This is a genomic window from Thioclava sp. DLFJ4-1 (genome assembly GCF_002020145.1).
GTDB classification, from domain to species: Bacteria; Pseudomonadota; Alphaproteobacteria; order Rhodobacterales; family Rhodobacteraceae; genus Thioclava; species Thioclava sediminum.
This window is the reverse complement of record NZ_MPZT01000002.1, coordinates 502,550-519,550: the sequence shown is the minus strand read 5'-3', so window position 1 is coordinate 519,550 and position 17,001 is coordinate 502,550. Positions and strand designations below refer to the sequence as shown.

The following is a 17,001-nucleotide window of genomic DNA, read 5'->3' as shown; positions in this document are numbered from 1 at the left end:
ATGATAAGCTCGGCTTATTTCTTCGGGTAGCCAAGCCCCTTCAGCGCCTCGGTGATTTCGTCGAGGATCGCGGGGTCGTCGATCGTCGCGGGCATTTTCCACTCCTGCCCATCCGCGATCTTCACCATCGTGGCCCGCAGGATCTTGCCCGAGCGGGTCTTCGGCAGACGGTCCACCACGGTGGCGAGCTTGAAGGCCGCGACCGGGCCGATCTGTTCGCGCACGCGGCTCACGCATTCCTTGACCACCTCGCCATGCGGGCGGTTGCAGCCCGAATTGAGGCACAGGAAGCCCATCGGCGTCTGCCCCTTCAGGTCGTCAGCCACACCGATCACCGCGCATTCGGCGACGTCGCTATGCCCGGCAAGGACCTCTTCCATCGCCCCGGTCGAGAGGCGGTGACCCGCGACGTTGATGACGTCATCGGTGCGCGCCATGATGTAGAGATAGCCGTCCTCGTCGACATAGCCCGCGTCGCCCGTCTCGTAATAGCCGGGGAATTGCTCGAGGTAGCTTTTCTTGAAGCGCGCCTCGGCTTTCCACAGCGTCGGCAGCGTGCCCGGAGGCAGCGGCAGTTTGATCGCGATGGCGCCAAGCTGGCCCGTCTCGACCGGGTGGCCGCCCTCGTCGAGCACCTGAATGTCGTAGCCCGGCATCGGCACCGAGGGGCTGCCTACCTTGGTCGGCAGCTCTTCGATCCCGATCGGGTTCGCGGCGATGGCCCAGCCGGTCTCGGTCTGCCACCAGTGGTCGACCACCGGCACGCCGAGATGTTTCTGCGCCCATTCGACGGTCGCGGGATCGGCCCGCTCGCCTGCGAGGAACAGCGCCTGCAGATCGTGCAGCGCGTAGCGCTTGATCCATTCACCGTTCGGATCCTCGCGCTTGATCGCGCGCAGCGCCGTGGGGGCGGTGAAGAAGCTCTTGATGCGGTTGTTCTGGATGATCCGCCAGAACACGCCCGGATGCGGGGTGCCGATCGGCTTGCCCTCGAACACCACCGTGGTCGCACCCGCGATCAGCGGGCCGTAGCAGATGTAGGAGTGGCCCACGACCCAGCCGACATCCGAGGCCGCCCAGAAGCGGTCGCCCGCCTCGATATTGTAGATGTTCTTCATCGACCATTGCAGCGCGACGAGATGGCCGCCGGTATGACGCACGACGCCCTTGGGCTGGCCGGTCGTGCCGGAGGTGTAGAGGATGTAGACCGGGTGGTTGCCCTCGACCGGAACGCAGTCCGCGGGCTTCACGCCATATTGGAAGCCATGCCACGAGAAGTCGCGCCCTTCGATCAGCTTCGCCACTTCCTGTTCGCGCTGGAAGATGACGCAGAATTCCGGCTTGTGCTCGGCCTGTTCGATCGCCTCGTCCAGAAGCGGTTTGTAATGCACGGTGCGCCCGGGCTCGAGGCCGCAGCTGGCCGCGATGATCGCCTTGGGGGTGCAGTCGTCGATCCGCACCGCGAGCTCGTGCGCCGCGAAGCCGCCGAACACGACCGAATGGACCGCGCCGATCCGGGCGCAGGCGAGCATCGCTTCCAGCGCCTCGGGGATCATCGGCATGTAGATGATGACGCGGTCGCCCTTTTCGACGCCGCGCATCTTCAGCGCACCGGCGAGCGAGGCCACACGGGTCTGCAATTCCTTGTAGGTGATGCCCTTGGTCGAATGGGTGATCGGGCTTTCATGCATGATCGCGATCTGATCGCCGCGCCCCTGCTCGACATGGCGGTCGACCGCGTTCCAGCAGGTGTTGACCATCCCGTCCGAGAACCATTCGTAGAGCGGCGCGTTTCCATCAAACAGGGCCTTCGAGGGCTTCTCGTCCCAGTCGATCTTCTCGGCGGCGTCCATCCAGAATTTCTCGGGATCGGCCTGCCAGGCGGAATAGACCTCTTTGTAGCCCATGCGAACATCTCCTCCTCAGGAATTTGGAGATGTGTTACGGAGCGCAACGCGTTGACGCAAGAATGTTACCGCGCACAATAGGGTGCGACGCCAAAAAATTTGCAGAAAGCGCGACAAATCGCCCGCAAACTTTTGCAAACTGCGGGCGAGTATTCAGCTTCTTTGCAGCCCGCGAGGGGTTTGCAAATTTCGCAGGTGGGCGCGACTCAGCTGTAGTGAGCGACCGGCGTGCCCGCGATGGCCGACATGTTCAGCAACCCGCGCGAGGTAATCGACGGCGTCACGATATGCGCCTTGTTGCCCATCCCCATCAGGATCGGCCCGACTTCGAGGCCGCCTGCTTTCATCTTGAGGATGTTGCGCACGCCAGAGGCCGCGTCGGTATTGGCGAAGACCAGCACGTTTGCCGCCCCTTCGAAGCGCGAATTCGGCATCAGCCGGGCGCGGGTCTCGGGATCGAGGGCCGCATCGACATGCATCTCGCCCTCGAAGTCGAAATTCACCTCACGCCGGATCAGCAGGTTCATTGCGGCGCGCATCCGCTCGCCCGAGTCGCTGTCGAGATTGCCGAACTGGCTATGCGAGCACAGCGCGATCTTCGGCTTCAGGCCGAAGCGCGAGACGTGGCGCGCGGCGCCGCAGACCGTTTCCATGATCTGCTCGGGGGTGGGTGCGTGATGGACATGGGTGTCGGCCACGAAAAGCGGGCCATCCTCGAGGATCATCAGGCTCAGCGCGCCCTGGGCATGCAGCCCGTCGCGGGCGAGGATTTCGCGCACGTATTTCAGGTGCCAGAGATATTGCCCGAACGTGCCGCAGATCATCGAATCCGCTTCCTCGCGATGGACCATGATTCCGGCAATCGCGGTGGAGTTGGTGCGCATGATCGCACGCGCCAGATCGGGGGTGACGCCGCGCCGGGCCATCAACTCGTGATAGGTGCCCCAGTAGTCGCGATAGCGGGGGTCGTTCTCCGGGTTCACGATCTCGACCGCGCCTAGATCGAGCGGCAGACCCGCCCGTTCGCAGCGCATCTCGATTACGTCGGGACGACCGATCAGGATCGGCGTGTCGGTGGTCTCTTCGATCATCGCGTTGGCGGCGCGCAGCACGCGCTCATCCTCGCCCTCGGCGAAGACGATACGACGTCGTGCGGTCGCGGCGGCATCGAAGACCGGGCGCATCAGCAGCGCGGATTTGAACACTGAGCCGTCGAGCTGAACCTTGTAGGCATCCAGATTTTCCAGCGGGCGGGCCGCCACGCCAGTCTCCATCGCGGCTTTCGCCACGGCAGAGGCGACGATGCCGATCAGCCGCGGATCGAAGGGTTTCGGGATCAGGTAATCCGCGCCGAAGGTGAGCTTTTCGCCGCGATAGGCGGCAGCGGCCTCGGCGGAGGTCGTTTGCCGTGCGAGCTTCGCGATCCCCTCGACACAGGCGATCTGCATCTCGTCGTTGATCGTGGTCGCACCCACGTCCAGTGCGCCCCGGAAGATGAAGGGGAAGCACAGCACGTTGTTGACCTGGTTCGGGAAATCGCTGCGCCCGGTGGCGATGATCGCATCGGGCGCGACCTCGCGGGCCACGTCGGGCAGGATTTCAGGGTTCGGGTTCGCCAGCGCGAAGATGATCGGCTGCTTGGCCATCTTCTGCACCATCTCGGGCTTCAGCACGCCGGGGCCGGAGAGGCCGAGGAACATATCCGCGCCTTCGATCACCTCGTCGAGCGTGCGCAGATCGCTGTCCTGCGCATAATCCGCCTTTTGCGGCGTCATGTCAGCTTCACGGCCCTTGTATACCAGCCCTTCGATGTCGCAGAGCCAGACATTCTCGCGCTTCACGCCCAGCTTCAGCAGCATGTTGAGACAGGCGATGCCGGCCGCGCCGCCGCCGGTCGAGACGATCTTGATGTCCTCGAAGTTTTTCTTCGCGATGCGCAGCGCGTTGGTCGCAGCCGCGCCCACCACGATCGCGGTGCCGTGCTGGTCGTCGTGAAAGACCGGGATGTTCATCTTCTCGCGGCAGATTTTCTCCACGATGAAGCAGTCGGGGGCCTTGATGTCTTCGAGGTTGATCGCGCCGAAAGAGGGCTCGAGCGCGCAGACGATCTCAGCGAGCTTCTCGGGGTCGTTCTCGGCGACTTCGATATCGAAACAGTCGATATCGGCGAATTTCTTGAACAGAACCGCCTTGCCTTCCATCACCGGCTTCGCGGCAAGCGGGCCGATATTGCCCAGACCCAGCACGGCCGAGCCGTTGGTGACGACGGCGACCAGATTGCCCCGCGCGGTGTAGTCGCGTGCGGTGTCGGGATCTTCCTTGATGGCAAGGCTGGCCTCCGCCACGCCGGGCGAATAGGCGCGGGCCAGATCGCGCCCGTTGGCGAGCGGCTTCGTCGCGCGGATTTCCAGTTTTCCGGGTTTCGGCTTGGCGTGATAGTCCAGTGCCGACTGACGCAGGTTGTCCTGACGCAGCTCTTCCATGAGATCCTCCCGAAACTGGTTTAGCGCTAAACTAATTTTTCGCGCGCGACTCTCCCGTCGTTCTAGATAGCACGAAGGGGGTGATTGCAACCCCATGAAATTACGCTGCGGCATGAACTCCGCGCGAGGCGGCGGATGGCGCGAGGTGAGCGCTTGCATCCGGCGCAGGTGCGGCGCAGGATCGGGAGAACTCAACCGGCTGGACAAATTTTACGCTCCGGCCATGGCCCGGAGACCGCCGATGTCGCTGCTCGATTCTGCCCGTCAGGTGCGTGAAAACGCCTATGCGCCCTATTCGAAATTCAAGGTCGGTGCGGCGGTGCGCGGGGCGTCCGGCACCATCTATAGCGGCGTGAATGTCGAGAACGTGGCCTATCCCGAAGGCACCTGTGCCGAGGCTGGCGCGATCGCCGCGATGGTGGCGGCCGGCGAGACCGAGATCACCGAGGTCGCCGTGATCGCCGACAGCCCGACGCCCGTGCCGCCCTGTGGCGGCTGCCGTCAGAAGTTGGCGGAATTCGCGCGCCACGACACGCCGGTGACGCTGGCCACCACCGAAGGTGAGCGGCTCGACACGACGGTGGGCGATCTGCTGCCCGGTCGCTTCGACATGAGCCATATGGAAAACACCTGATGGACGCCCGCAGCATTATCCAATCGGTGCGCGACGGCAAAAGCCTGAGCGCAGATCAAGCCCAATGGTTCGCGCGCGGTCTTGCCGATGGCTCGGTCTCGGATGCGCAGGCGGGGGCCTTCGCGATGGCCGTTCTGTTGAAAGGCATCGGCACCGAGGGGCGCGTCGCGCTGACGCAAGCGATGCGCGATTCCGGCGAGGTTTTGCGCTGGGACATGCCCGGCCCGGTGATCGACAAGCACTCGACCGGCGGGGTGGGGGATTCCGTCTCGCTGCTGCTGGCGCCCGCGCTGGCGGCCTGTGGCTGCTACGTTCCGATGATCTCGGGGCGGGGCTTGGGCCATACCGGCGGCACGCTCGACAAGATGGAAGCGATCCCCGGCTATGACGCGACGCCCGGCATCGGCGCTTTGCGCAAGGTCGTGGGCGAAGTCGGCTGCGCCATCGTCGGCGCCACGGGCGAAATCGCCCCCGCCGACAAGCGGCTCTACGGGATCCGCGACATCTCCGGCACGGTCGAGAGCATCGACCTGATCACCGCCTCCATCCTGTCGAAGAAGCTGGCCGCCGGGCTGGAAGGGCTGATCCTCGACGTGAAGGTCGGCTCAGGCGCGTTCATGGCGCGGCCCGAGGATGCGAAGGCGCTGGCGCAAAGCCTTGTCGCCACGGCGAACGGCGCAGGCTGCAAGACCTCGGCGCTGATCACCGACATGGACCAGCCGCTGGGCCATTCGGCGGGCAATGCGCTGGAAGTGATCGAGGTGATGGAGACGCTGACCGGCACCGGCGTGAACGAGGCGCTGTGGGACGTGACCGCGGCGCTGGGCGGCGAGGCGCTGGTGCTCGCGGGGTTGGCGAAGGACGCGGTCGAGGGCACGGTGCGGATCGACGAAGTGCTCAGCAACGGGCGCGCGGTCGAGGTCTTCGGCAAGATGGTCGCGGCATTGGGTGGCCCGAGCGATTTCGTCGAGCGCTTCCCCGACCGTCTGCCCTCGGCCCCGGTGATCCGGGCCGTCGAGGCCCCGCGCGCAGGCTTCGTCAGCCGCATCGACACCCGCGCGGTGGGCGAGGCGGTGGTGCATCTGGGCGGTGGACGTCTGGTCGGCACCGACAAGATTAACCCGTCGGTCGGTCTGTGGGAGATCGTGGCTCTGGGCGAGGACATGGCCGCGGGCGAGCCGCTGGTGACGATCCATGCCGCGAATGACCGCGATGCCGATGCCGCCGAAGCCGCCCTTCTGGCCGCGATCGAATTGAGTGACGAGGCCCCCGAAGAACCGCCCCTGATCCATGAACGGATCGGCCCGGAGGATGTTCAATGAGCCGTGCCTTTCTGATCGTGATGGACAGCGTCGGGATCGGCGGCGCGCCCGATGCGGATCGTTTCTTCAACGACGGCGCGCCGGATACGGGCGCGAATACCGTGGGCCATATCGCGCAGGCCTGTGCGGATGGGCGCGCTGAGGAAGGCCGTTCGGGTCCGCTGAATATGCCCACGCTGGCAGGGCTTGGTCTGGGCGCGGGCGTGAAGCTCGCCTCGGGCGAGGAGGCGCCGGGGCTGATGGTCGAACCTGTCGGGCTCTGGGGCGCGGCCACCGAGATCTCTCCCGGCAAGGACACGCCCTCGGGGCACTGGGAGCTGGCGGGCGTGCCGGTGCCGTGGGAATGGCATTATTTCCCGGATCAGACCAACAGCTTCCCGCCCGATCTGGTAGCCAAAGCCTGCGAGATCGCAGGCACGGACGGCATCTTGGGTAATTGCCACGCCTCGGGCACGAACATCATCGAAAGCCTCGGAGACGAGCATATCCGCACCGGCTGGCCGATCTGCTACACCTCCGCCGATAGCGTCTTCCAGATCGCAGCCCATGAGGAGCATTTCGGCCTCGACCGCCTTTTGAAGCTCTGCGAGGGGCTCGCGCCGACGCTCCACGCGATGAAGGTGGGGCGCGTGATCGCGCGGCCGTTCATCGGCGAGAACGGGCAGTTCACCCGCACGCCGAACCGCCGCGACTATGCAATCCCGGCACCGTCGCCGACGCTGCTGGACTGGGCCTATGATGCGGGCCGCGTGACCCATGCGATCGGCAAGATCGGGGATATCTTCTCGCATCGCGGCATCACGCATTTACACAAGGGCAAGGGCGATGCCGATCTGGCCGATCACCTGATCCGGCTGGCGGATGAGGCCGAGGACGGCTCGCTCACCTTCGCCAATTTCGTCGAGTTCGACAGCCTCTACGGCCATCGCCGCGACATCTCGGGCTATGCCCGCGCGCTGGAATGGTTCGATACGGTGGCGGCCAAATTCCTCGACCGCCTGCAACCGGGCGATCTGGCGATCTTCACCGCCGATCACGGCAACGATCCAAGTTGGCGCGGCACCGATCACACCCGCGAACGCGTGCCGGTTCTGGGCGCGGGCCCCGGTATCGGGTCGCGCAGCGTGGGCAATGTGGGCTATGTGGATCTCGCGGCTTCGCTCGCCACGCATCTGAACATTCCGGCGCAAGGGCCGGGAAAAAGCTTTCTGTGAGGGACAACACAATGAGTGACCATCTGACCGTCGTCAAACATCCGCTGGTGCAGCACAAACTGACCCTGATGCGCGAGAAGGACACGTCGACCGCGTCCTTCCGTCGTCTGCTGCGCGAGATCAGCCTGCTGCTGGCCTATGAGATCACCTCGGAGCTGGAACTGACCTCGAAGAATATCGAGACGCCGCTTCAGGAGATGGACGCGCCGATCCTCGCAGGCAAGAAACTCGCGCTGGTGTCGATTCTGCGGGCGGGCAACGGTCTGCTGGATGGCGTGCTGGAGCTGATCCCGGCGGCGCGCGTGGGCTTTGTCGGCCTCTACCGCGACCCCGAGACGCTGAAGCCGGTCGAATACTATTGCAAGCTGCCGAGCGAGCTCGAAGATCGTCTGACCATCGTGGTCGATCCGATGCTGGCCACCGGAAACTCCTCGGTCGCGGCGATCGACCTGATCAAGGAAAAGGGTGCGAAGAACATTCGCTTCATGTGCCTGCTGGCCGCCCCTGAGGGCGTCGCGCGCATGAAAGAGGCGCATCCGGATGTGCCGATCGTGACCGCCGCGCTTGATGAGAGGCTCGACGATCACGCCTATATCGTGCCGGGTCTGGGCGATGCGGGCGACCGGATGTTCGGGACGAAGTAAGGCCAACACCCTTTACTCAAAGGCAAACCCGGCTATCCTCCCCTTGAAAACATCAGGGGGTGGATATGCGACTGAAAGCAGGGGCGGCGGCTGGTCTGTGCGCGATTCTCACGCTGGGGCTGGGAGGCTTCGCATCGGAGTCGAAGGCGCAGCAATATGCGCCCGCCGAAATGCCCCCGGCGAGCTATACCGATCCGCAATATGTCGACAGTCAGGGCTGCGTGTTCGTGCGCGCGGATTATGGCGGCGCCGTGCGCTGGGTGCCGCAGATGAATAGCGACCGCGGCATCGTCTGCGGCCATACGCCCAGCGTGGCGCCCACCGTGCCGGTTGCGTCGGTAACCGTGGCTGCGAACCCTGCGGCCCGCGCCACTGCCGCGATGCGCGCGCCCTATTCGCCGACCCCGACCTCTCCGCCTGTGCTGCGCGATCCGTCGCGCGTGTCTCACAGCGTGAGCGTCGGTGGGCTCGCCCCGGTGATGACCCACGCGCCCAAGCCGCAGAATGGCTGGACGAATGCCTTCGACGATGGGCGGCTGAACCCCTATCGCGGCCCGCGCACCGTCCACGGCAACACACAGATGCGCGCGCGCTGGACCGAAGAGACGCCGATGCAGCTTCGCCCCACCGCGACGCCGGATCAGGTCTATGTCGAGGGCTCTTATCCGCCGGTGCCGAAGCCCCGGGTCGTGGTGGTTCCAACCGTCACCGCGTCGAGCAAATCGGTCGCGCCGGTCGGTTCGAACGGCAAGCAATATGTGCAGGTCGGCAGCTTCGGCAATGTCGCGAATGTGGCCGCTGCAACGAAGCGTCTGCAGGCGCTGGGACTGCCGGTCGCGACCTCTAAGACGCAGGAGCTGACGGTGGTCTATGCCGGGCCGTTCTACGACAGTGCGAAGCTGAACTCGGCGCTGAGCCGCGCCCGGCGGGCGGGCTTCCCGGATGCGCTCGTGCGCTGAAGAGGCGTGAAGGCGCAAGACGGATCAAGCGGTCCTTCGGGGCCGTTTTTCATTGCGCCGAGCAGATGTCCTGCAGCGCCACCCATTGCGCATCTTCCAGAACCGGCTTCGGCGCGGGCTGGCCCTTGAACGGGTCGGCCTCGATCAGGCCGAGCACCGACTCTCCGGTCGGGTCGAGTGCGTAGGCATAGGGCGTCGCGCTGACCCCGGCATCGCGGAAGGCGCGCAGCAGCGTGTCGCCATCGGCCCGCGCCGGGGGGTGCTGCAGCAGGTCCTGCGCATATTCAGCCAGCCCGCTCTCGGGAAGATCGCCCGTCGTCAGCAGCCGCAGCGCTGCCGCGGGGCCGAGGCGGTCGAGCATCCGGTGCAGCGGGCGCCCTCCGGCGGTGCTGTTCTGCGCGGCGATGATGTAGCCCGCGACGACCTCGGGCGTATCCGGCCCGTCGATCGTGTCGCGTCCGACCACGGTCATCCCGCCCGGCAGCAGCCGCGCCCCTTCGAGCGCCTGCGGCAGGACCGCGATCACCGATTGTCCGGGCAGCCGTTCTGCCAGTGCGGAGAGGGCACGATCGCCGCCGGGGCTGTGACAGGCCGAGCCAGTCATCTTCACCATCTCGGAGAGCAGCTTGCGGCCGATCTCGACGCGTTTGGCCTGGGGGGCGACGCGCGCGGCATGATCGACCAGCGCTGAGGGCAGCCAGAACAGCGCCACGGCGCCGACTGCCAGCAGCACCGCTCCGATGAGCACACCGCGCAGCCGCCCCGGATGCGGGCGCTTTGCCGCGATCATCGCATGGACCTTCTCGATCGCGGCGATCATCGTCTCGTCTTCGATCTCGAGCTCTTCGCCCGGCTCCTCGGAGGGGGCGAAGATCGCGGGGCGTTTGCCGGGATTGCGGCGATGCATGGCAGGCAGCGACCAATGCGCGAGCGCCGTGCCGGAGCGCGCCTCCGACAGCACAAGCGTCGCGTCGCCCAGCGAGAGGATCACCTCGCGGCGCTGCGCGTCCGCTTCGGGACGCCATATACCGATCGCCTCGAGGCGTTCATATTCGGAAAGGGCGGTCATGCGGGCCCGTTACTGCTCTTGTTTGTCAAGAGGATAGCCGATCCTGCCGGGGGGTCAATCAAACAGCCCTGCCTGTAACGTAAACCGCCCCGCGCGGAAAGCCGAGCGGGGCGAGATGGGTCGCAATTCAGATTGGAGCGCGCGGAAAGCGAAGGGCCGCCCGCGCGGTCGTCCGTCAGGGCCGCAGATAGGCGTAGCCATCGCGTTGCAGATCGACGAGATAGGCCGCGCCGGAGGGAACGATTTCCGCCTCTTCGACCATAGGAGGCTCCTTCCCGAGCTTCTTGGTCATCCCGGCGAGCGTGTTGGCGCAGGCGCGGAAATGGATCGGCTCGCCCAGCATCGCCATTTCCTCGATGCGGGCTTTCACCGGCGAGGTGTCGGCGCGCAGCATGTTGAGCCCCGGCCCGTAGGTGACCATTTCGATCTGGACCTCTTCGCCTTTGTCTTTGTAATATTTGATCATGTTGAGCGCGTTGTTCAGCGCCATGTTCATCACTTGCGGATCGGCGCTGTTGACCTGAATGGCGATTTTCTCATTCGCCATAGCGGGCAATGCCCAAACCATCGCCGCGAGCGCAAGCCCGAGGCGGAGTCCTCCCTTTACCATCGTGATCTCCCTTTCACTTCATGGACGGCCAGCGTCAACGTGCCGCACCTGAAAAGCAAGTGGTTGCACGGACTGCTCCCGAAATTTCACGGCCTCGTGATGCGGGGGGGGGCGTTTCTTGGCTGAAGAAAAGACGCCCGTGATGCGTGCGCAGGGGCAATTGACCGCGCGGGGGCGAGTGTCTATCTGCTGCCTTGCGCGGATGGCTGGATGGCCGCGAGTTCCCGTAGCCCCGTGAATGCGGGTAGCCGGGGGCCCGAGGAAAGTCCGGACTCCATGAAGCAACGGTGCCGGGTAACGCCCGGGCGGGGAAACCCGACGGAAAGCGCCACAGAAAACAAACCGCCTCGGTTTCGGCCGGGGTCAGGGTGAAACGGTGGGGTAAGAGCCCACCGCGGGACTGGTAACAGGACCGGCACGGCAAGCCCCACCGGGAGCAACGCCGAATAGGGATCGCGTGCTGCGCCGCTTGCGGTGACGGCAGGGGAGCTTCGCCCCGAGCGATCCGGGTTGGCAGCTAGACCCTGTGAGCAATCGCAGGGCGAGAGGAATGGTCATCCATGGGGGTGCAAGCCCCCGGGACAAAATCCGGCTTACAGGCCATCCGCGCAAATTCTTCTTTCGCTTCAAGATCGAGGGCAAGGAACAAGCCCCCGCCCGCACGGGTTCCCGCCACTGCGGCACAGTGAGCGCGCATTGAAGCACAGGCCTCTCCATGATCGTGACTTGCGTTTCGCATCGAATTGGCCACGCTCGACGCAAAGGCGCGAACAGCCAAGACCAACTAGGGGAGAGAGATTGCCATGGGCTATACGATCGACAAGGTGATGACCGGGGCATTCGACGAGGTCGAGGCGAAAGTGCGTGAGGCGCTGGCCGAGGCGGGCTTCGGCGTGCTGACCGAGATCAACGTGTCCGCCACGATGAAGGCCAAGCTCGACAAGGACATGCCGCGCTACAAGATCCTCGGCGCCTGCAACCCCAAGCTTGCCTATGAGGCGATCGGCGTTGCGCCGCGGATCGGGGCGATGCTGCCGTGCAACGTAGTGCTGCGCGAGGTGGAGGACGGGATCGAGGTTAGCGCCGTCGACCCCGTGGCCTCGATGCTCGCGGTCGAGAATGACGACCTCATCGAAGTCGCGAGCCAGGTACGCCAGATGCTCGCCGACGTGGTTGCCAAGCTGTAAATCGCGTGAGTTTTTTCTAGCCAAGCGCGTCCCTGCGCGCGAAGCTGTCTCAACAGGAAACCGCATTTCGGGGGAATGATATGAGCTTCGTGAAGACATTGGCCACGCTCGCGGTGGGCTTCGCCGCCGCCAAGGGCGTGGAGCGTTTCAACAAGATGGGCGGTCTCGACGGCATGAAGGACGCGCTCGGCAAAGCGGGCGAGCCCGGCGGTATGGGCGACCAGATGGGCGAGTGGGCCGAGAAGATGGGCATGCCCGGCGGCAAGGAGACCGTGCGCGGTCTCTTCGGCCAGTTCGGCTCTCAGGCGGCCTCCGCGACGGCGGCGACCGAGGCAGGGCTTGGCGCGCTGATCGGGGCCATGACCGGCGCTGCGAAAACGGGCGCAGGCAATATCTCGGAGATGCTCGGCGCCGTGACCTCCGGCACGCCGGTCAACGCGATGATGGAGGATCAGGCCAAGCTGATGATCCGCGCGATGATTCAGGCCGCGAAAGCCGATGGCGAGATCGACGAGACCGAGCGCCAGACCATCCTCGATCACCTGTCCGACGCGTCCGACGAGGAGATCGCCTTCGTGAAATCCGAGCTCGACCGCCCGATCGACATCACCGCTCTGGCCAATGCCACCTCGGACCACATGAAGTCGCAGGTTTATTCCGCAGCGCTTCTGCCGATCACCGTCGATACCGAGGCGGAGAAGCAATATCTGGCGAATCTCGCCGCGGCGTTGGGCCTTGAGACGGAGAAAGTCGCCCAGATTCACGAGACGATGGGCAAGCCGCTGATCTGAGCGGAAAAGGGCGTCACCGCTTTATGAGCCGTGGGCGAAGAATTTTCAGCCTGCGGCCCGGTTTGCCGGTTGACTCCGCATCGCGCATCGCTAAAAGGCGGGCTTCAAGGATTCCGCGGGTGCGTAGTTTTTTCGATGCCCGGAGCTAGGAGATAAACAATGGCGAAGCCGACGACGATCAAGATCCGTCTGAACTCGACGGCGGGCACCGGGCACTTCTATGTGACCAAGAAGAACGCCCGCACCATGACCGAAAAAATGACCGTGAACAAATACGATCCGGTCGTGCGCAAGCACGTCGAATACAAGGAAGGCAAGATCAAGTAAGATCGCCTGACCTTGACGGTTAGAAGGCCGTGCCTCCGGGCACGGTCTTTTTCTTTTTGGATTGGAAACTCGCTGCCCGGATCAGCCGCGAAGCGGCCCGGGCCGCGCCCGACCTCCCCCGGGGAGGGCGCATTGGCGATGTCAGTGCAGGCACGTGCGTCTTTCGGGCTTGCGAGATAAAGCACCCAGCCACCGAGCGTTGCAAAGCGCCCAGCCGAGGTCGGGCGCGGCCCTCTGGAGGCCTAAGGCGGAGTTAGTGGGGCGTCCCCGGCGCATTGCTCGCGCAATCCGCGTTCGCCGCTTCGGTGGCTTCGCTGGAGCCCCCGATCCGCGCCTTCAGCGCAGACCGCGGCTCACCCCACCAGCCACAGAGACAGGTAAAGCGCGGCGAGGCCGCTGAGAATCGCCCACAGCGTGTTGCGCGTGGCGATGCCGACGCCCAGCGTCGCGAAGGCGGCGATCATCCGTGCAGGGTCGGTCTCACCGCCCGTGGCCGCAGGCCACAGCACCAGCGGCGCCACCAGCCCTGGGAGAACCGCGACCGGCGTATAGCGCAGGTAGCGCAGCGCCCATTCCGGCAATTGCCTGTCGCCGAGGAAGCCCATGAAAGAGAAACGCAGGAAGAACGTGCCGATCCCCAGCGCAATGATGATTCCCCAGATCAGGGCGTCCGAATACCCGTTCATTCCCGCACCGCCTTTCTGCGCGCGACCCAAAGCTCGACCTGCGCACCCGTCACCATCGCGGCGACCGCGGCGATCATCAGTCCCACGCCGGAGGGCAGGAAGCTCAGCGCCAGCGCGCCGACGACCGAGACCGCCGCCGCCGCGACATGGGCGAGCGTGCGCAGCGCCGGCCCGATCATCGCGAGGAAGGTGATCGGCACCGCGAAATCGAGCGCGAATTCCGGCGGGATTTTCGCGCCCACCAGCGCGCCGAGCAGCGTCGCCACATACCAGTTCGGGCAGATCGGGCTGCAGACGCCTGCGTAATAGGCCAGCTTCTCGGCGCGGCTCATCTCCGGCTCGGCCTCGTATTCATTGGCCGCCATCGCATAGGACTGATCGACCATGAAATAGGCCACCAGCGCCTTCTGCCATGTCTTCGCCTTGCCGAAATGCGGCGTCAGCGCTGCCGAATACATGGCCATGCGAAGATTGACCGCGAGCGAGGCCGCGAGGATCAGCAGGACCGGCGCGTGATCGCCCATCAGCTGCAGCGCTGTGAATTGCGCAGCGCCCGCGATGACCATCACCGAGAAGCCCATGACCTGCGCCAGATCGAGCCCCGCACTGGTTGCCGCCACCCCGAACAGCAGCCCGAAGGGCATGATTACCAGAAGGAACGGCAGGCCATGCCGAAATCCGCGCCAATAGGCGGCTCGGATCGTGCCTTTCGGGGTCGTCCCGTTCGCGGTCATGTCCGACATGATGCTTGTCTCCCGTTCTCAGTTGCGGGACAGATAGGGAAGGATGCGGGCAAAGGCAAAGCGCGCGATTGTATTGGAGGCAATCATCTTGACCGCTGGCGAAGATGTCGGGCCGCGCGTGGTCGCGGTGATCCTTGCGGGCGGGCAGGGGCGGCGCATGGGCGGCGTCGACAAGGCGATGGTGACGCTCGCCGGGCGACCGCTATTCGCCCATGTCGCAGCCCGGATCGGCCCGCAGGTGGCCAAGCTCGCGATCTCCGCCAATGGCGCGGCGCTACGATTCGCCCCGATCCCCGTGCTGCCCGATCCGCCCCAGCGGCGCGGTGAGGGGCCTCTGGCGGGGCTCCTGAGCGCGCTCGACTGGGCGGCAAAGCAGGGCGCGCAGAGGCTGCTCTACGTGCCTGTCGATACGCCCTTCCTGCCGCGCGATCTCGTGGCCCGGCTAAGCGCCCCCGGCGGCGCGGCCTATGCCGCCTCGAATGGCCGCGACCATCCGAGCGTGGCGCTATGCCCGGTCGACGACCGGGCGCGCATCGCACAGCTGTTCGCCTCCGGAGAGCGGCGCTTGCGCGCGGCCTTCCCGGACGCGGCGCGGGTGGAATTCAAAGGCAGCCCCGACCCGTTCACCAATCTCAACACGCCCGAGGATCTCGCCGCGGCGGCCGCGCATCTGGCGGAGGCGACACGGTGACTCAGGTGTCGATCCGGCACGGGCTCGCACGCGAGCATCGCACGGCGGCTGCAGGGCTCTACTGGCAGGCTTTCGGCGGCAAGCTGGGGCGGGTGATGGGCCCCGAGCCGCGCGCCCTGGGCTTCATCGCCGACGTGATCGATCCCAGCCACGCGCTCTCGGCGCTCGATGGCAACGGCACTCTTGTCGGGGTGGTCGGGTTTCGCACCCATCGCGGCTCTTTCGTCGGCGGAAGCTGGTCCGATCTGCGCAGCCATTACGGGCGCAGCGGCGGGCTCTGGCGCGGGGCCTGCCTGCATCTTCTCGCGCATGACCTGCCCGCGGGCGGGATGATGGTCGACGGCATCGCGGTGCGGCCCGAGTTGCGCGGGGCGGGCATCGGGCGCGCGCTGATCGAGGCTCTGTCCCATGAGGCGCGCAGGCGCGGCTATCAAGCGCTCTGCCTCGACGTGATCGACGAGAACCTGCGCGCACGCGCCCTGTATCAGCGGCTGGGCTTCGAGGTCACGGGGCGGCGCACGTCACGGCTGACGCGGCTCGTCTTCGATTTCCGCTCGGTGCAATTGATGCGCCGCGCGCTGTGAAGGCTCTGCCTCCGCCGCGCCCTTTCGTATTGGCCAAAATATCCCGGGGGTGAGGGCGAAGCCCGAGGGGGTTGACCCCCTCAGTCGAAACTTCCGGTGACGCGCCCCAGCAGCATGAAGGCGCGCGCGGTGCGGGTCTCGGCCATCTCGGCGATGTCCTGATCCGACGCGTTCTTCTCGAATTCCGCGAAGGTGCGGTCGAACTGGCGCAGGAAATGATGCGCCACGTCGCGGAAGATCGTGTCGCCGCGCATCCGGCCCGCGCTGAGCGCCAGAGACGAGCGGTCGCGGATGCCGCCCAGGCTGGTGATCTCGCGACCGCGCTCGCCTTGGGCGAAGCGACGCCACAGCTCGGGCCGGGCGCGGTCGGGTTTGAGGTCGTCCATGTAAATGCCGTCCTGTGCGAGCAGGTTCAGCACGTCTTGCGCCGAGCGCAGCAGCTTCGCCGTCGAACGGTCTTCGAGGGCACGGCGCAACGCGCGGAAGCCTTCGGTATCGTCGGGCGAATCCGGGAAGTTCATGGCGCGGACGAAATCCGCGACCGATAGCGGCGCGCGCAGCTCCTCGGCAGGGGTGCCGAGCGCCAGCATCGGTTCGCTGTCATCGGGCCGCGGCGGGGGCGGAGCCACCAGCGCCGCCTTGCGATCGGCCGAGGGCTGGCTCGCCTGCACGTCGCGGCGCGAGGCGAAGGTCGCGATCGTGGTCTCCGCCTGCCGGGCCACGGCGGCGATCTCGTCGAGCTTCTTCTCGACATTCTGATCGGTGCGCAGCGCCTGCTGATTGAGCCAGGCTGTGCGCATCGCCTCGATGGATTGCTTGAGAGCGGCGGTCTCGGCGCGCATCTCGCGGGTGGCGCGGGCGGTGACGGCGGCGACCCAGATCATCACGATCGGCACTGCCATCCCGACGACGAGGCTGACGGTGGCGAACAGCGATGCGGCGCGCGCGATCCCCGGGGCGAAGAACCAGAAGGCCACGACCATGAAAACCCACAGGAGGCTCAGCCCCAGCGCGATCCATTCCGGCGCGCCGGGATATCGCGTCTTGAGGCGTGGACGACCGGCAGGCGATTGCGGTCCGCCGGGCATGGCGAACCGGTCCTTGTCCTGCTCTGCGGGTCCTTCCATTCAGGCTCTCCGTCAGTGGTGCG

At 65.7% G+C, this 17,001-nt stretch carries 17 protein-coding genes and 1 other RNA gene; 11 read left to right on the top strand and 7 right to left on the bottom strand.

What is annotated here, in order from left to right; all coding sequences use genetic code 11:
* Window positions 1-14: 14 nt before the first annotated feature.
* Window positions 15-1,907 (bottom strand): propionyl-CoA synthetase, encoded by a 1,893-nt coding sequence (locus tag BMI85_RS07600; protein ID WP_078600589.1) that lies wholly within the window; start codon window positions 1,905-1,907, stop codon window positions 15-17.
* A gap of 206 nt (window positions 1,908-2,113) precedes the next feature.
* The gene (locus BMI85_RS07595; protein WP_078600587.1) at window positions 2,114-4,390 is read right to left on the bottom strand and encodes an NADP-dependent malic enzyme; all 2,277 of its coding nucleotides are present in this window, start codon (window positions 4,388-4,390) and stop codon (window positions 2,114-2,116) included.
* 241 nt (window positions 4,391-4,631) lie between these two features.
* Between BMI85_RS07595 and BMI85_RS07590 the strand changes: the two genes are divergently transcribed.
* The 5 genes from BMI85_RS07590 (at window position 4,632) to BMI85_RS07570 (ending at window position 9,163) form a co-directional block, all read left to right on the top strand.
* Window positions 4,632-5,024 carry a cytidine deaminase gene (locus BMI85_RS07590; RefSeq protein WP_075773944.1) on the top strand — a complete coding sequence of 131 codons (393 nt, stop codon included), beginning with the start codon at window positions 4,632-4,634 and terminating at the stop codon, window positions 5,022-5,024.
* The gene (locus BMI85_RS07585) at window positions 5,024-6,346 is read left to right on the top strand and encodes a thymidine phosphorylase (RefSeq protein WP_078600585.1); all 1,323 of its coding nucleotides are present in this window, start codon (window positions 5,024-5,026) and stop codon (window positions 6,344-6,346) included. Before BMI85_RS07590 ends, BMI85_RS07585 begins: the two co-directional genes overlap by 1 nt.
* Complete coding sequence (locus BMI85_RS07580) at window positions 6,343-7,560, top strand: phosphopentomutase (RefSeq protein ID WP_078600583.1); 1,218 nt, start codon at window positions 6,343-6,345, stop codon at window positions 7,558-7,560. The genes BMI85_RS07585 and BMI85_RS07580 overlap by 4 nt, the downstream gene beginning before the upstream one ends.
* Window positions 7,561-7,571: 11 nt before the next feature.
* The gene (gene upp, locus BMI85_RS07575) at window positions 7,572-8,204 is read left to right on the top strand and encodes a uracil phosphoribosyltransferase (RefSeq protein WP_078522510.1); all 633 of its coding nucleotides are present in this window, start codon (window positions 7,572-7,574) and stop codon (window positions 8,202-8,204) included.
* A 65-nt stretch (window positions 8,205-8,269) separates the two neighbouring features.
* On the top strand, window positions 8,270-9,163 hold the full coding sequence (locus BMI85_RS07570; RefSeq protein WP_078600581.1) for an SPOR domain-containing protein: 894 nt from the start codon (window positions 8,270-8,272) through the stop codon (window positions 9,161-9,163).
* A 49-nt stretch (window positions 9,164-9,212) separates the two neighbouring features.
* On the opposite strand, the gene BMI85_RS07565 is transcribed toward BMI85_RS07570, so the two are convergent.
* Complete coding sequence (locus BMI85_RS07565) at window positions 9,213-10,232, bottom strand: hypothetical protein (RefSeq protein WP_078600579.1); 1,020 nt, start codon at window positions 10,230-10,232, stop codon at window positions 9,213-9,215.
* A gap of 175 nt (window positions 10,233-10,407) precedes the next feature.
* Window positions 10,408-10,842, bottom strand: a complete 435-nt coding sequence (locus tag BMI85_RS07560; RefSeq protein ID WP_078600577.1) for a DsrE family protein — start codon at window positions 10,840-10,842, stop codon at window positions 10,408-10,410.
* 198 nt (window positions 10,843-11,040) lie between these two features.
* Between BMI85_RS07560 and rnpB the strand changes: the two genes are divergently transcribed.
* The 4 genes from rnpB to rpmG all read left to right on the top strand — a co-directional run bounded on the left by rnpB (window position 11,041) and on the right by rpmG (window position 13,147).
* An RNA gene (gene rnpB / locus BMI85_RS07555) (RNase P RNA component class A) lies at window positions 11,041-11,454 on the top strand.
* A gap of 191 nt (window positions 11,455-11,645) precedes the next feature.
* Complete coding sequence (locus tag BMI85_RS07550; RefSeq protein WP_078600575.1) at window positions 11,646-12,029, top strand: DUF302 domain-containing protein; 384 nt, start codon at window positions 11,646-11,648, stop codon at window positions 12,027-12,029.
* Between the two features lie 80 nt (window positions 12,030-12,109).
* On the top strand, window positions 12,110-12,820 hold the full coding sequence (locus BMI85_RS07545; protein WP_078600573.1) for a tellurite resistance TerB family protein: 711 nt from the start codon (window positions 12,110-12,112) through the stop codon (window positions 12,818-12,820).
* 159 nt (window positions 12,821-12,979) lie between these two features.
* Window positions 12,980-13,147, top strand: a complete 168-nt coding sequence (gene rpmG, locus BMI85_RS07540; protein WP_011750518.1) for a 50S ribosomal protein L33 — start codon at window positions 12,980-12,982, stop codon at window positions 13,145-13,147.
* 353 nt (window positions 13,148-13,500) lie between these two features.
* Here the strand turns inward: rpmG and BMI85_RS07535 are convergent, their stop codons facing one another.
* Window positions 13,501-13,833 (bottom strand): AzlD domain-containing protein, encoded by a 333-nt coding sequence (locus BMI85_RS07535; protein ID WP_078548989.1) that lies wholly within the window; start codon window positions 13,831-13,833, stop codon window positions 13,501-13,503.
* Window positions 13,830-14,567, bottom strand: coding sequence for an AzlC family ABC transporter permease (locus BMI85_RS07530; protein WP_078601109.1), 738 nt, complete (start codon window positions 14,565-14,567; stop codon window positions 13,830-13,832). The genes BMI85_RS07535 and BMI85_RS07530 overlap by 4 nt, the downstream gene beginning before the upstream one ends.
* Before the next feature lie 97 nt (window positions 14,568-14,664).
* Between BMI85_RS07530 and mobA the strand changes: the two genes are divergently transcribed.
* A complete protein-coding gene (mobA, locus tag BMI85_RS07525; protein ID WP_281480554.1) occupies window positions 14,665-15,267 on the top strand; it encodes a molybdenum cofactor guanylyltransferase MobA in 603 nt (200 codons plus the stop codon).
* Window positions 15,264-15,851: a GNAT family N-acetyltransferase gene (locus tag BMI85_RS07520; RefSeq protein WP_232621655.1), complete on the top strand. Its 588-nt coding sequence runs from the start codon at window positions 15,264-15,266 to the stop codon at window positions 15,849-15,851. The genes mobA and BMI85_RS07520 overlap by 4 nt, the downstream gene beginning before the upstream one ends.
* Before the next feature lie 80 nt (window positions 15,852-15,931).
* Here BMI85_RS07520 and BMI85_RS07515 read toward each other — a convergent pair whose 3' ends face one another.
* Window positions 15,932-16,978: a hypothetical protein gene (locus BMI85_RS07515; RefSeq protein WP_246832510.1), complete on the bottom strand. Its 1,047-nt coding sequence runs from the start codon at window positions 16,976-16,978 to the stop codon at window positions 15,932-15,934.
* Between the last annotated feature and the right edge of the window lie 23 nt (window positions 16,979-17,001).